We start from the raw sequence: 13,185 nt of genomic DNA, 5'->3' as shown, positions 1-13,185 counted from the left end.
TTAGAAGTTTTAGGTACAATAAAGTTAACCTTTAATAAAGGACAAACAATAAATGGAGGGATGACCATGAAGAAAATTAGACAGTTTATGACTTTGATGTTAGTTTTTGTGACGTTCTTAGCACCGGCATTATCTGTTAATGCTCAAGACAGTGACGTTTATGATAAGATTGTTGAAGCAAACTCAAAAATTGAATCTCAAGCAGGAAATTTTGACACGATGGTGAATCTGATTAGCCCAAGTGATGAAATGGATGTTTCCTATAATATTCATGGTGATTATCAAATTCAGGCAGAGCCATTTGCTATGAAGATGGTTCTAACGGTAACTGATGAAGCTACTGGAGAAACTAAACAAATCGATATTACTCATGTGGATGGTTACACTTATGTATATAATGGTCAAGAATGGTCTGTTATTAAAGAAGATACTTCTTCCATCATTAATGAGACGAATAAAACTTTATCAGATAGTCAGGATTCTCAAGTTATAAAAGATTTAATGCAAGTTTCTGAAACGGATGAAACGTATAAGTTAACAGCTGATTTATCGAAGGCAGATTTTTCATCTTACTTTGATGAGATTGACTTACAAGGTCAAGTGATCGATCAAGTCAAGAAAGGTATTGAAGAAGCGGGCGATCTTGGAGAAGAAGGCGAGATGGTTAAAGAACTTGTCGTTTCTCTTTTTGAAAAAGTTGACTGGAATCAATTAGCTACGGATATATTGCATGCCCTTGGACAGCTAGAAGCGGACTACGATAAAGAAAACTATTTATTAAAGAGCCTATCCTTTGGTTCGGAAACATCACTTAAGACTGTTTTAGGACAGTTATTAACTGCTTATGAAGACCTCTTAGGTGAGCAACTTATCGCAGAAGATACAGATATGGCGATCAATTATCATTTTGCCTTAGAAGTCACTGAATATAATGGTAGCTATGATATTCAAAAGCCTGAAGATGCACCAAGCTATGAAGAGTATCAATCTAGCTATGGAATGGAATCTTCTGAAGAAGCGGAGGAGTCGATGGAGGACTCTAATGAAAAGAATAGCTCACAAGACCCAGTAAATGATGCTGATCAAGAGGAAACAAGCGAATCAGTAGAATAGTCGAATATGATTGAATGAAAAGGTCAGGAATGAAATTCCTGGCTTTTTTAAATATAAAATCAATGAAATGAAAATGTCATATTTGCAATTAATATATATTAAATGTTATAATAAATACATATTGAAAATAGGAGGAATAAATTAATGACTGACGAAAAAATTATTGTTAAAGATCAAAATCCAGTCTATACGCAATCAACGAATGCTTATCGCCGAGCAGGGGATAATATTTCATGGGGAGCAATTCTAGCCGGAGTGGTAACATTCATTGGCTTATTAATCGTGTTCTCAATGTTAAGTATGGCGCTTGGCCTTGGTTTTGTGAATCCTACAGCAGCAGATCCTTTTGCAGGTATGGCATCAAGCCAAGCCATTCTATGGGTAGTTGCTTTAGTGGTATCTTTCTTATTAGCTGGCTTTGTAGCTGGATTATCAGCACGTCGTCTCGGAAGTATCCATGGATTCTTAACATGGGCAGCTAGTTTGATTGGAGTTCTTGCATTAACTACCTGGGCTGGTACATCCTTATTTGGTGTAGCTACCGACGTTGTGGGTAGCGTTGCTGAAGGAACAGGCTCAGCAATTTCAACAGCTGTTGAAGGAACGGGTTCAGCGATTAGTGATGCTGTGAGCGCCCTTGCCGACCAAGTTGATTTCGATAACGTTGAAACAGACAAATTACAAGCTTCAATGAAGGATGTTTTAGAAGATACGGATATTGAAGAGCTACAGCCAGAATATTTACAAAATGCTTTGAATGATTCTGTAGAGGAAGTTAAGGCAGCAGCTAAGACGATTCTTATGGATTCTGATCAAGCAAATGTAGAGTCAACGCTTCGTGATTTGGCAGATAGCTTACAAGCTCGTGCTGACGATATCGTTGGTGCAGTGGATGAAGACGCCTTAACCAATGCGGTTGAAAAGAATTCAGATTTATCGAAAAAAGAAGCTGAAAAGGCTGTTGAAAGTATTCAAGAATCTTATGAAAAAGCCTCGGTTGAAGCAAAAAATCAAATTGATAAGTTAACTGAAGAAGTTAATCGTTTGGCAGATGAATTACCTGAAAAGGTTGAAGATGCTAAAGAAACGGCTCAAGAAGTAACTGATACAGCTTCTAAGGGAACTTATTATACTGTAGCGGCGACCGTTGCTGGAGCTTTATTAGCGCTAGTTGGTGGATCCTTAGGTACCAAAGCAGCAGAAAGAGAAGATCGTTAGACTTTATTAGTAATTCAAATTAAGCATGAAAGCATGGGAATAATACGCCCATGCTTTTTGCATATATAAAACAGCCACCTGCTACTAGGTGGCTGTTTTTGAGGGGAATTAGTCATTAGCAGGCTGAACCTTATACATACGGTATTGTTCGTAACCAATAATGATCCGGTAATAACCTGAAATTTGTTGATCAACCTTGGGATCGCCGGTGTAGACGATTAGAGGCTTACCTTGAATGGAATTTAGCTTGCCAACGGTTGATAGAATGGTAATTTGATCTTTACTTAATAACTCCAATACTTTATTGGATAATTGTTGATTGCCTCGACCGAATAGATAGCCTTGTCCCCCCATCGGTGTGACAACAAGATGAACTTGATCTGCTTTATGAATGGCATCTACCATTTCTTGCTCATTGACATCACGAGCAATCAATTTTTTATTCTGGACAAGATCCACGCCTAACATGGTTCCGTCCAAGTTTAATTCTTCCAGAATGCGGTAGCATGTTGAACCGGATCCGATAATATATAGAACGTCGTCCTTCATAAGATCGATAAATTGTAGGGCTGCGGAAGTTTGAGCGCCTTCGTCGGATTGAGGTGTGGGAGATTTAGTGCTTTGTAAGTGGCTATCATCATAAGGGACTTTTAAATAGCCGTAAACAGCAATTACAATCTCATCACGACGGAAGGCATTCTCTTCAATATCAATGACTTCCTCTTCTTTAAGAGGTAAGCTACCTTCTTTTAAATAAGCGAGTGCGAGTTCGCCAGCTGCTTCGGGTGTTTTGGCATAGACACCGGAATGGATTTTTACACCAGCAGGGATACCGATAGCTGGAATCGTGAATTCAATATATTTTGTGACGTCTCGGGCAGTTCCATCTCCACCAGAAAATAGTATTAAATCAAGATCTAATTTTTTAAATTGTTCCAGTGTTTGATAAGAATCTTCGGGTTGGCTGTCTCCTTGATAATGGTGAATGACCTCATAGTTTAAGCCCAAATTTTCTAGTTGATTTTCACCCATATCACCAGCGGCTGTATAGAAGATAACCTGGTCTTTGATAGTAAGAAATTTTTCTAAAGCTTTTCCAGCTTTAAGCGGACTTTCAGGGCGAGCTCCTCGTTTACGTGCTTCTTCGAGAACATCGCGTCCATCGGTACCTTTAAGACCGACTTTGCCACCCATTCCAGCTACTGGATTGATTAATAGACCAATTTTTTTCATGATAAAACCCCTTTCTAATACAATAATAGTTTACCACAAGCTATATAATTATGCTTGTATTAAAATGTAACGAGTTAACTTGAATTGATGGTCTATAGGGAACTTGTTATAATAGATACGTTAGAAAAAGGAGGGATTTGATGCGTGATCAAAAAGAATTATTAGAAGAATTAAAAGAATTCGTTGTCGAAATGGAAGATGACGATATTATTGAAACCGCTAAGGAATATGTCGAAGGAGGCTACGATGTCAATGAAGGTGTCGATGCCTTAGTCGATGGAATGACCGAGGTAGGGCAACTCTTTGCAGAAGAGGAATATTATGTGACAGACGTCTTGATTTCGGCGGATGCCATGAATAATGCCATGGAAGTTTTTGAGCCCTTATTGATGGACCAAAAGAAAGAAGGTTCAAGCTTAGGGAAAATAGTTATTTCAACGGTTAAAGGTGACACACATGATATTGGTAAGAATCTAGTGGCTACGATGCTTGAAGTAGGAGGCTTTGAGATTATTGATTTAGGTCGAGATACCCCCTCACAAGAAATTATTGATAAAGCAGTTGAAGTGGATGCTGATATTATTGCTTTGTCTGCATTGATGACAACGACAATGACTGAAATGAAAAACTTGATCGATTTATTAAAGGATCAGGGACTGAGAGATCGTTTTAAAGTAATGATCGGAGGCGGTGCAGTGACGGCTTCATATGCAGATGAGATTGGCGCGGATGCTTACTCTAAGGATGCTAATGAAGCAGTCATTGTTGCTAAGCAAATTTTAGGACACCAGTCCTAGTCTAATAAAGGGAAATTACCATGTATGATGATAAGGAGGCGCTAGTATCGCCTTTGGATATTACTTATCCCCAAGTCTTTGATCAGAAAGGGGTCTATGATTCCGTTGCGAATGTAATCGCTATGGCTAATAAATATCAGGCGTATTATCAACGTCATTATTATACTTTACCTTTTGATCACATGCTGGAGTTTAATAAATTCCGTCGGCAGATCGATAATAGTCAAGTTTTACTTGAAGCAGTGAGTCAACTACAAGGACCGATCGTATTTAATGTGACAAGTCCTTTGACGGTTTTTTATGAGGTAGTTAAGCCTAAGGCTTTTCGTCAAATGATGAAGCAGCCTTTTCCTCAGGAATATCTTGAATGGTGGCAATTTCTTTTACGTGAACTTGATCAACGACAGGTCGCAGTGATCTCTTATGCAGATCCAACCTTTGTGGTCGAATTAGTTGGGCCTAAACGATTTAAAAACCAATATGCTCCGGTCAATTTAGCCGTTTTACAAGCTTTTCTTATGGGTGATTTTAATGCTTGCCTCCACTTGCATGCTAAACTGTTAGAAGGTTTGGAAGCTTGTGATCTGATTGCGGAAAAAGAATGTTTCCGATTTGAAGGGGCTTTAGTCACGGAATTGTTGAAACACCGAGGTCAAATTGTTTGTCAAAGCCGTATCACTGAATTAACAATAATAAAGAGAGTAGTGATTGAATGAATCCAAAGCAAAGACGAATTGCTTTATTTGAGAAAAAACCGATCGATCGGATGCCGGTCTATTTGTTCCATGGAACTTATGGGGCTAAGATTACAAATCAAAGTTATCGTGCTTCTGAAGCTTCTTCAGAAGGTATTGCTAAAAAGGAGATCGAATGTTTTAATCGGTATCATTGTGATAATATCTCGGTTAATTTTGGTCTGCAATCAATGGGGCGAGCTTTAGGTGCTCAATTGGATTTTCATGAAGAAACCTCTCCAACGGTAGAGGTATTCCCTTTAGAAGCGATTGATCAAATCGATCAACTTGATTTTTCGCTACTATCTTTGGAGCGAACAGATTTTATTCAGATGCATTTAAAAGCGATTGAAGCCATTCAGAAGGGTATTAATGATCAGGCGGTGGTGGACTATGAATTGACGGGGCCTTTAACGGCAGCGTCTTCTATCTATGCTCCAGAAAAACTATTGAAAGCGACGCGCAAGAATAAAGAACAGGTTCATTCATTATTAGATCAAACAACGTTAGCTTTAGAAAGATTGATTGAAGAGATGGCGGCGGCAAATCCTGAGTTAGGCTTTTCGATAACGGATCCTGTTTCTTCCGGGGATTTAATTTCCCCACGTCAGTATAAAGAGTTTACCCTACCTTATTTGAAACGCTTGGTTGATAAAATCCATCAACTAGGACAGACGGTTACGCTTCATATCTGTGGTAATGCCCTTAAAAATATTCCTTACATTATCGAAGCTGGGGTAGATATTTTTTCAATTGATCAAAAGGTGTCTTTACTGGATGCTGCGGAGTTAGCAGGTAATCAGTTAATCATCGCTGGTCATGTCAATCCGATTGAATGCTTTTTTAGAGGAACTCCTGACCAGGTAAGACAGGCGGTTGAAGAATGCTTTGAACAGATGCAACAGACGAATACACCATTTATTATTGCACCTGGATGCTCGGTTCCTTATGGGACACCTGAGGTAAATGTTTCAGCCTATATGGAAGCTGCGTTAACAGGGGCAGAAAGGATGCGTCAACATGGATAAGATGACACCAAAAGAAAGACAAATGGCCCTAAAATCAGGCTTAGAAGTAGATCGATTACCTATTACTTTTTCACATGAAGGTTACGCAACAAAAATTGCAGGTATGTCTTATCGAGAAGGGTTTAATTCCCCAGAAAAAGCTGCGGCTAAAGAGATCGCAGTTTATAATCGCTTTGGGGTAGATGGGGTATCGGTGTCCTATACTTCGATAAACTTTGCGATTCGTCACCGTTCTAAGATTCAGTCCCCTCACGATGCACCAGCTGCATTAGAAGAAGCAGCATTAAAGAAGGCTGATCAGGTTGATCAACTCGATCTAGAGCGGACTAGCTTTCGTAGAGATGTGGCTCAAAGAACGAATCGAGGAGCTTTAGAGATATTATTGGATCAGTTAGGGGATCAGGTGATTCCAACCTACTCAATTTCAGCGCCGTTTACATTAGCATCGGGTGTTTTAGCTGCCGATCAGATGCTCCGTGCTACCCGCAAGGATCCTGAAAATTTACATAAGTTATTGCAATTTACCGTAGACTCTATCAAACAAATAATTGATCAAGTGGCGGATTTAAAGGAATTGAACTATTTCTTATATGACCCAGTGGCTTCAGGATCTTTAATCAGCCCCAAAATTTATCGGGATTTTGTTGTGCCTTATTCTAAGCAGGTAGTTGACTACATCAAGGCTTTGCCACATGACCACTGGGTGGGAATGCATATTTGCGGGAATACCAGTCATTCTCTAGAGTTAATTGCGGAGTCAGGGATTGATGGGTTTTCTTTGGATCAGGAAGTCGACCTGGCTCTGGCTAAGGAGAAGATTGGTGATCGTGTGACAATTATAGGGAATGTAGACCCAGTTAAGGTCTTTTTACAGGGCGACGAGCAGGCAATGCGTCAGGCGGTTCGTGATAATTTTCTAGCGGCTTATGATAGTCCGGCTGGGTACATGATTCGTTCAGGTTGTCAAGTTCCATACGCTACACCGATTGAACAGGTGGATGTGTTTATGGATGAGTCCATAAAACAAGCGACCCTTGCTGCCGATAAATTATTTAGAGGAGGCCATTAATGACACCATTAGAACGTAAAGCAGCTTTTTTGGCAGGTAGAGAATTGGACCATCCTCCTTTAACCTTATTTCATCCTCAGTTTGCTGCTCAAATAATGGGTTTACCTTATATCTTGTCTTATAAGGATCCTGAAACCTTGGCTAGACGTGAGATCAATATGTACCGTAGTTTTGGAGTGGATGAAGTTAATGTAATGTATGTTTCTTTGAAATTGAACTCCGCACGGCTTATGCATAAGCTAAAAGATGTGAGTCTTTTCGATGGGAGTGTCTATGAGTACGATTTAGACCGCCAGCAACAAGTTAATCATCAAGCATTAGAAATGATAAATGCTGAAATTGGGCAGGAAGTGTGCTTAAACTATGGTCTGGCAGGGCCATTAACTCTAGCGAGGTCAGTCATGCCTATCGAGGAAATTCTTAAGGGTATGCGTAAAAAGCCTGAACTTGTTCATCAACTTTTAGGTGAAATTACCTTAGTTCTAAAAAAAATGGTCGATCGATTTGCAGATATTCCGAATCTTACTTACTTTATTTATGATCCGGTGGCATCGGGGGATTTAATTTCACCAAAAAATTATCAAGAATTCGCCTTGCCTTATGAAAAAGAATTAGTTCAGCATATTAACCAATACACCAGGGATGTGGCGCTTCACATCTGTGGAGATACGTCCAAGGAACTTTCTTTAATGGCTGATACAGGGGTAGCAGCTTTGTCACTGGATCAAGTGGTAGATTTAGCGTTTGCCAAAGAACAAGTAGGTGATCGGGTTATCTTGATGGGAAATGTGGATCCGGTTAAAGTGTTATTGCAAGGGAATCCTGAACAGGTCGCCCAAGCAGTTCGCAATTGTTATGAAAAAGCAGGGGACTCACCTAAAGGATTTATTCTAAGGTCTGGTTGTGGTGTACCTTATGCCACCCCTAAAGCGAATGTTCAAGCCTTTATGGAAGCCGGCCGCGCTTTATTATTGTAATGTATTAGCAGTAGTTTAAGTCTATTTACATGCAAGTATAATAGCAATGCTTAGTAGCTTATTGAAAGCTACTAAGCATTTTTGAATGCCAAAATGAATGCCAATTAATCAACCACTAGGGTTTATTGGGAAAATCAAAAACATATAAAAGGCTTTCTATCAAGGTTTAACACATGATAGAAAGCCTTAAAAGTTATTATATGGAGACTAGGGGGCTCGAACCCCTGACCTCATCGCTGCCAGCGATGCGCTCTCCCAGCTGAGCTAAGCCCCCTTAGGAACAACATATATAGAATATCATATTATTCTTAATAAAGGAAGCCTAATAAATTAATATTGATGTATATAATTAAGAGAACCCCTAAACCTCTTTTATGAAGCTTAGGGGTTAATTTAGTTTGAGTCTGATATTGCTGGTGTATCGCCTTATTTTTTACGCATGGTCTTACGAATATCCAAGGCAACGGCAGCAACTATGACAATCCCTTGGAAAACATTCGTCATTTCTGGCGTAATTCCTAGGAATTGTAAGCAGGTTTTTAAGAGTTCAAAGACGAGAACCCCAATTAGTATACCAGTTACAGATCCAACCCCACCTGCAGTTGATACACCACCGATGGTAGCAGCAGCAATGGCTTCAAGCTCGTAACCAGTACCTGCGGTGACTGCAGCAGAACCCGTTTTCGCGGTTAATAGAAAGCCTGCTAAGGCATATAACAACCCTGCAAGGCAGTAGATCGTTAATTTAGATCGACTAGTATTCACACCGGATACTTCGGCTGCTAATTCATTACCCCCGATAGCATACATCTGTTTGCCATAAACTGTGTAGCGATAGAGTATGTACATGAAAATACCCATGGCGAGAGCAATAAAGGTAAGATAGGGTATTTGTATCTCACCAACACGGAATCCTAAGGCACCAAATTTAGTGAAGTTCTGATTTAAAGAACCAATCGGAGCATTCTTTGAGAGAACCATATTTAAACCATAAATAGCAATTTGAGTTCCCAGGGTTGCAATAAAGGGTGGAACATAAAGTTTGGAAATTACTAAACCATTGATGCAACCAAAGAAAAGTCCTACTGCTAAAGCAGCTAAAAGAGCCACAATAATGGGAGAACCAGCAATGGCAGGATACATAATTCCTGAGCTAGCATCGGGTCTTTGTAAGAAAACAGCAGTGACAACGGCTGTTATCCCAACAATCCGCCCAGCAGATAGGTCGGTCCCACGTGTAATAAGAGGACCTGAAATACCTAGCGCGATGATGAAACGAACAGAAACATTAGCAAGAATATTTTTTAAATTATGAAAGCTTAAAAAGTTATTAGCTGAATAAGCAGTATAGATGACCATCAAAATAATTACCATTATTAAGGCATTTTCGATCATCCAATCCATAAAACTTCGTTTAGGTTTGATGACATTTTTAACTTTTTCAGTCATAGGGTCTCCTCCTTTATTTTTGGATGAATTTAGTGGCTAAATCCATGACTTTTTCTTGATCGGCTTCTTCTTTCGTTAAGTAGCCAGAAATCTTTCCTTCACACATGACCATGATTCGATCTGAAAGCCCCAGGATTTCGCTCATCTCTGAGGAAATTAGAATAATGGACTTTCCTTGACTCGCAAGACGGTTAATTATTTCGTAAATTTCATACTTAGCACCTACATCGATCCCTCGGGTTGGTTCATCCATAATAAAAATCTCAGGATTCGTAGCTAACCAACGAGCGAGGATCACCTTTTGTTGATTACCACCAGATAAATTCTCGATGCGAGTTAAGGCTGAAGGGGTCTTAATTTTCATTGATTGAACACCTTGATCAACGACTTTTTTAATATCACGTTCACTTAAAAGGCCAATTTTTCTAAGATATTGTCGTAGCGAAGCAATTGCAGTGTTATCTGATATAGATAAGACACCGAAAATACCAGTTTTGCGACGATCTTCTGTGACGAAAGCAAAACCGTTTTTAATGGCTTCTTTGGGATTACGAATACTAATTTTTTTACCGTGTACAAAAATTTTTCCATTCTCTTGTACCTGGCGTAAGCCAAAGAGTGCTTCCATTAATTCCGATCGTTGGGCACCAACTAGACCTGCGACTCCAAGGATTTCTCCTTTGTGAAGTTCAAAATTGCAGTCTTTGAAGGACTTATCACTAATAGAAGTATAATTTTCAACTTTTAGAATAACCTCTTCACTTGGTTTAAAGTTTTTAGAAGGAAACTGTTGGGTTAGCTCACGACCGACCATATTTTTAATAATTTCATGAATGGTTATATTCTTAGAATCATAGGTTCCAACATATTGGCCATCCCGCATAATCGTAATTTCGTCAGATATTTCAAGAATTTCATCCATTTTATGAGAAATATAAATAATACCTAAACCTTTTTCTTTGAGTTGACGAATAATTCGGAATAAATTACGTACTTCGGATTCTGTGAGTGAAGATGTGGGTTCATCCATAATTAGAATCTTGGCATCATGAGAGATAGCTTTGGCGATTTCGACAGACTGTTGTTGTGAAATCGTAAGATCCCCTAGACGGGTCTTAGGTGATACCTTGAGTTGAATCATATCGAGGTATTTTTGCGTTTCTTCATTCATTCGGTGGTGATCAACTAGAAGGCCTTTTTTAGGATAATCGCCTAAGAAGATATTTTCTGCAATCGTCATGTCTGGTATGGGTTGTAATTCTTGATGGATCATAGCAATTCCATGGTCTAACGCTTCTTTAGGCGTTGAAAAATTTATTTCTTCCCCATCATAAAGTACTTGCCCGCTATCCCGATGATAGATGCCATATAGGCATTTCATGAGTGTAGATTTTCCAGCACCATTTTCTCCCATCAGTGCGTGAACAGTCCCTCTTTTAATGGTTAGCTGAGCTTTGTTAAGGGCTTTAACTCCTGGAAATAACTTATCAATTTCTTTCATTTCAAGCAGAGGAGCTTCGTTCATTTTATCACTTCCTTTACATTAAAAAGGGCTTCTTCTCTTTTAGGAAAAGAAGCCGATTTTGTTTACTTAAACTTGTTTATTCGCCATAGGTTGTTTTAAGGCGTTCTTTGTATTGATCAATTGTTTCTTCGCGATAGTCTAAGCGTTTTAATTCTGCATCTTCTGCTTTGGTTGCTTTGACATAGTCGTGCCAGTAGTAAGGAGCTACTTCTTCACCTTGAAGTAATTTAACAGCAATTTCAGCAGCTGTATGTGATTGGTTGAAGTGGTCGTTTAGGACAGTTCCTGTAAATTCGCCTTTACTGATCAATTCAACGACTTCTGGTAAAGCATCAACCCCAACAATATAGATATCTTTATTGACTGTTCGACCAGCCCCATTGATAGCTTGGATAGCACCTAGAGCCATGCCGTCATTATTGGAGAAAATAACTTCTAGATCATCGCCATATTGACTTAAAGCGTTAGCAGCGATTTCTTGACCCTTAGCTTGGTCCCAATTACCTCGTTGAGGTTCGCCGAGAATTTCTGTCTTTATGGTTTTGTCTAAAGTCTCAACGGAATATTTGGTCCGTTGCTCAGCATCGACGTTTCCAGCATCCCCTTGAATCATGATATATTTAACGACGCCATCTCCGTTAACATCTCCATGATTTTCTAAGTCAGCAATAATTTCTCCTTGATAAACACCAGATTGACGAGCATCTACACCGACATAAGTTGTTTTACCTGGCCATAGTTCCATGGTTTCGATGGAAGGTTCACGGTTAATTAAGACAACGGGGATATCCGCACTTTGTGCAGAGAGAACGATTTGGTCAGCTCCTGTTGGATCGACAAGGTTAGCAATTAACAAGTCTTTCCCTTGAGCAATAAAATTATTCAATTGTTCAGTTTGCGTTGCTTGGTCATTCTTACCATCTTGGAACTCAAGATTATAAGTATTACCGTCTTTTTCACCGAGTTCCTTAAAATATTTTTCGAGTTCATTCCGGAAAAGGGTCATAAAGTTGTCATTATATTGATAGATGGCAACCCCAATTTCATAGGTTTGACCTTCTGCGTGAACCGGAGTGATTCTACCTAAGCTTACCAAGGAAGAGAGTAAAATTAGAGCGACAGCGGCAAATTTGAAGATTTTTTTCATGCAAATACCTCCTGTTTGTTTTGATGATTATATTATAGAAAGCCTTTACAAAAATGTCAATAGTAACTTAAAATTTTTAGCTAATAGATTGATCTATATCTTTATAATAGAGACATATAAAAAATAGCTATTAGAGGGAGTTTAAATTATAATACAACTATACAATAAGATGGAGGGACCTAATGATTAAGATATATGGAATTGACCATTGCTCCAGCACTCAAAAGATTGCTAAGTTAATGAAGGAACACGGCTTTGAACTAACGGATATTAAGGACATTCATCAAGAAACACCTAGTGTTAAAGAATTAAGGATAGCCTTTCATTCGATGGGTGAACAACCACGCAAGTTACTAAATACGTCTGGTCAACTTTATCGGTCCATTGGATTGAAGGATAAGGTCGATCAAATGACAGCGGATGAACTGTTTGATTTATTGCATCGAGAAGGTATGTTGATTAAACGACCATTTTTAACGGATGGCAAGCAAGCATCTACTGGGACGTCTTTAAAAGACTTAAGTCGTATCTGGGAATTTGATCAAAAAAAATAACAGGTTGGCTAAGGATAGCCAACCTATCTTCTTTATTTACGAACTTTTTTCTTGGGAACAATGAGTGTCGCTTCAGAATAAGTGAATTGGTCATCTTTATGGTAGAGACCATTCCAGTTTTCTTTGAAAACATTGCTATTATTGCGTTTGGTTTTTAGTAATAAGTCGAATGCTGTCATCTTTATCCCCCTAATCAGTGTTATTGCTCATTGATTGTATTTTAACATGATTCAAGCAGTTGATCTTGAAAAAGGAGTAAGAGTTTTGAGGGGATATCATGAGGAAGGGATCTTAATTGCTTAATTTACTCTCATCAATCTTAGTTGGCTTTTAAAAAGTCG

Annotated in this window: 13 protein-coding genes and 1 tRNA gene; 8 read left to right on the top strand and 6 right to left on the bottom strand. The window is 38.9% G+C overall.

All coding sequences use genetic code 11. From position 1 onward, the window contains the following. The first annotated feature begins 66 nt into the window (after nt 1-66). Both HMPREF9706_RS03745 and HMPREF9706_RS03740 read left to right on the top strand, forming a co-directional pair. Nucleotides 67-1,113: a DUF6612 family protein gene (locus HMPREF9706_RS03745; protein ID WP_006908051.1), complete on the top strand. Its 1,047-nt coding sequence runs from the start codon at nt 67-69 to the stop codon at nt 1,111-1,113. Nucleotides 1,114-1,257: 144 nt separating this feature from the next. Then, on the top strand, nt 1,258-2,331 hold the full coding sequence (locus tag HMPREF9706_RS03740) for a hypothetical protein (RefSeq protein WP_006908050.1): 1,074 nt from the start codon (nt 1,258-1,260) through the stop codon (nt 2,329-2,331). Between the two features lie 108 nt (nt 2,332-2,439). Here HMPREF9706_RS03740 and HMPREF9706_RS03735 read toward each other — a convergent pair whose 3' ends face one another. Further along, nucleotides 2,440-3,564, bottom strand: a complete 1,125-nt coding sequence (locus HMPREF9706_RS03735) for an ATP-NAD kinase family protein (RefSeq protein ID WP_006908049.1) — start codon at nt 3,562-3,564, stop codon at nt 2,440-2,442. Between the two features lie 140 nt (nt 3,565-3,704). Here HMPREF9706_RS03735 and HMPREF9706_RS03730 point away from each other — a divergent pair, with 140 nt between their 5' ends. From HMPREF9706_RS03730 to HMPREF9706_RS03710, 5 genes are read left to right on the top strand one after another with little or no spacing between them, the layout of a single operon-like run. Further along, nucleotides 3,705-4,361 carry a cobalamin B12-binding domain-containing protein gene (locus HMPREF9706_RS03730; RefSeq protein ID WP_006908048.1) on the top strand — a complete coding sequence of 219 codons (657 nt, stop codon included), beginning with the start codon at nt 3,705-3,707 and terminating at the stop codon, nt 4,359-4,361. A gap of 20 nt (nt 4,362-4,381) precedes the next feature. Beyond that, complete coding sequence (locus tag HMPREF9706_RS03725; protein ID WP_006908047.1) at nt 4,382-5,077, top strand: uroporphyrinogen decarboxylase/cobalamine-independent methonine synthase family protein; 696 nt, start codon at nt 4,382-4,384, stop codon at nt 5,075-5,077. Beyond that, nucleotides 5,074-6,123 carry a uroporphyrinogen decarboxylase family protein gene (locus tag HMPREF9706_RS03720; RefSeq protein ID WP_006908046.1) on the top strand — a complete coding sequence of 350 codons (1,050 nt, stop codon included), beginning with the start codon at nt 5,074-5,076 and terminating at the stop codon, nt 6,121-6,123. The genes HMPREF9706_RS03725 and HMPREF9706_RS03720 overlap by 4 nt, the downstream gene beginning before the upstream one ends. Further along, nucleotides 6,116-7,192: a uroporphyrinogen decarboxylase family protein gene (locus HMPREF9706_RS03715; RefSeq protein ID WP_006908045.1), complete on the top strand. Its 1,077-nt coding sequence runs from the start codon at nt 6,116-6,118 to the stop codon at nt 7,190-7,192. The genes HMPREF9706_RS03720 and HMPREF9706_RS03715 overlap by 8 nt, the downstream gene beginning before the upstream one ends. Continuing rightward, a complete protein-coding gene (locus HMPREF9706_RS03710; RefSeq protein WP_006908044.1) occupies nt 7,192-8,169 on the top strand; it encodes a uroporphyrinogen decarboxylase family protein in 978 nt (325 codons plus the stop codon). Before HMPREF9706_RS03715 ends, HMPREF9706_RS03710 begins: the two co-directional genes overlap by 1 nt. 201 nt (nt 8,170-8,370) lie before the next feature. On the opposite strand, the gene HMPREF9706_RS03705 is transcribed toward HMPREF9706_RS03710, so the two are convergent. The 4 genes from HMPREF9706_RS03705 to HMPREF9706_RS03690 form a co-directional block, all read right to left on the bottom strand. Then, nucleotides 8,371-8,443: transfer RNA gene (locus HMPREF9706_RS03705), tRNA-Ala, on the bottom strand. A 152-nt stretch (nt 8,444-8,595) separates the two neighbouring features. Then, nucleotides 8,596-9,618: an ABC transporter permease subunit gene (locus HMPREF9706_RS03700; RefSeq protein WP_006908043.1), complete on the bottom strand. Its 1,023-nt coding sequence runs from the start codon at nt 9,616-9,618 to the stop codon at nt 8,596-8,598. A gap of 13 nt (nt 9,619-9,631) precedes the next feature. Beyond that, entirely contained in the window at nt 9,632-11,143 is a 1,512-nt protein-coding gene (locus tag HMPREF9706_RS03695; RefSeq protein WP_006908042.1) for a sugar ABC transporter ATP-binding protein, read from the bottom strand. Nucleotides 11,144-11,219: 76 nt separating this feature from the next. Further along, entirely contained in the window at nt 11,220-12,290 is a 1,071-nt protein-coding gene (locus tag HMPREF9706_RS03690; RefSeq protein WP_006908041.1) for a galactose ABC transporter substrate-binding protein, read from the bottom strand. A 182-nt stretch (nt 12,291-12,472) separates the two neighbouring features. On the opposite strand from HMPREF9706_RS03690, the gene HMPREF9706_RS03685 reads away from it, so the two are divergent. Continuing rightward, a complete protein-coding gene (locus tag HMPREF9706_RS03685; protein WP_006908040.1) occupies nt 12,473-12,844 on the top strand; it encodes an ArsC/Spx/MgsR family protein in 372 nt (123 codons plus the stop codon). Nucleotides 12,845-12,876: 32 nt separating this feature from the next. Here the strand turns inward: HMPREF9706_RS03685 and HMPREF9706_RS09210 are convergent, their stop codons facing one another. Beyond that, nucleotides 12,877-13,023, bottom strand: a complete 147-nt coding sequence (locus HMPREF9706_RS09210; protein WP_006908039.1) for a hypothetical protein — start codon at nt 13,021-13,023, stop codon at nt 12,877-12,879. Nucleotides 13,024-13,185: the final 162 nt, after the last annotated feature.

The sequence above is a fragment of the Facklamia hominis CCUG 36813 genome (assembly GCF_000301035.1).
Classification (GTDB): domain Bacteria; phylum Bacillota; class Bacilli; order Lactobacillales; family Aerococcaceae; genus Facklamia; species Facklamia hominis.
The sequence above is the reverse complement of the archived record's forward strand: the minus strand, read 5'-3'. Positions and strand labels throughout refer to the sequence as shown.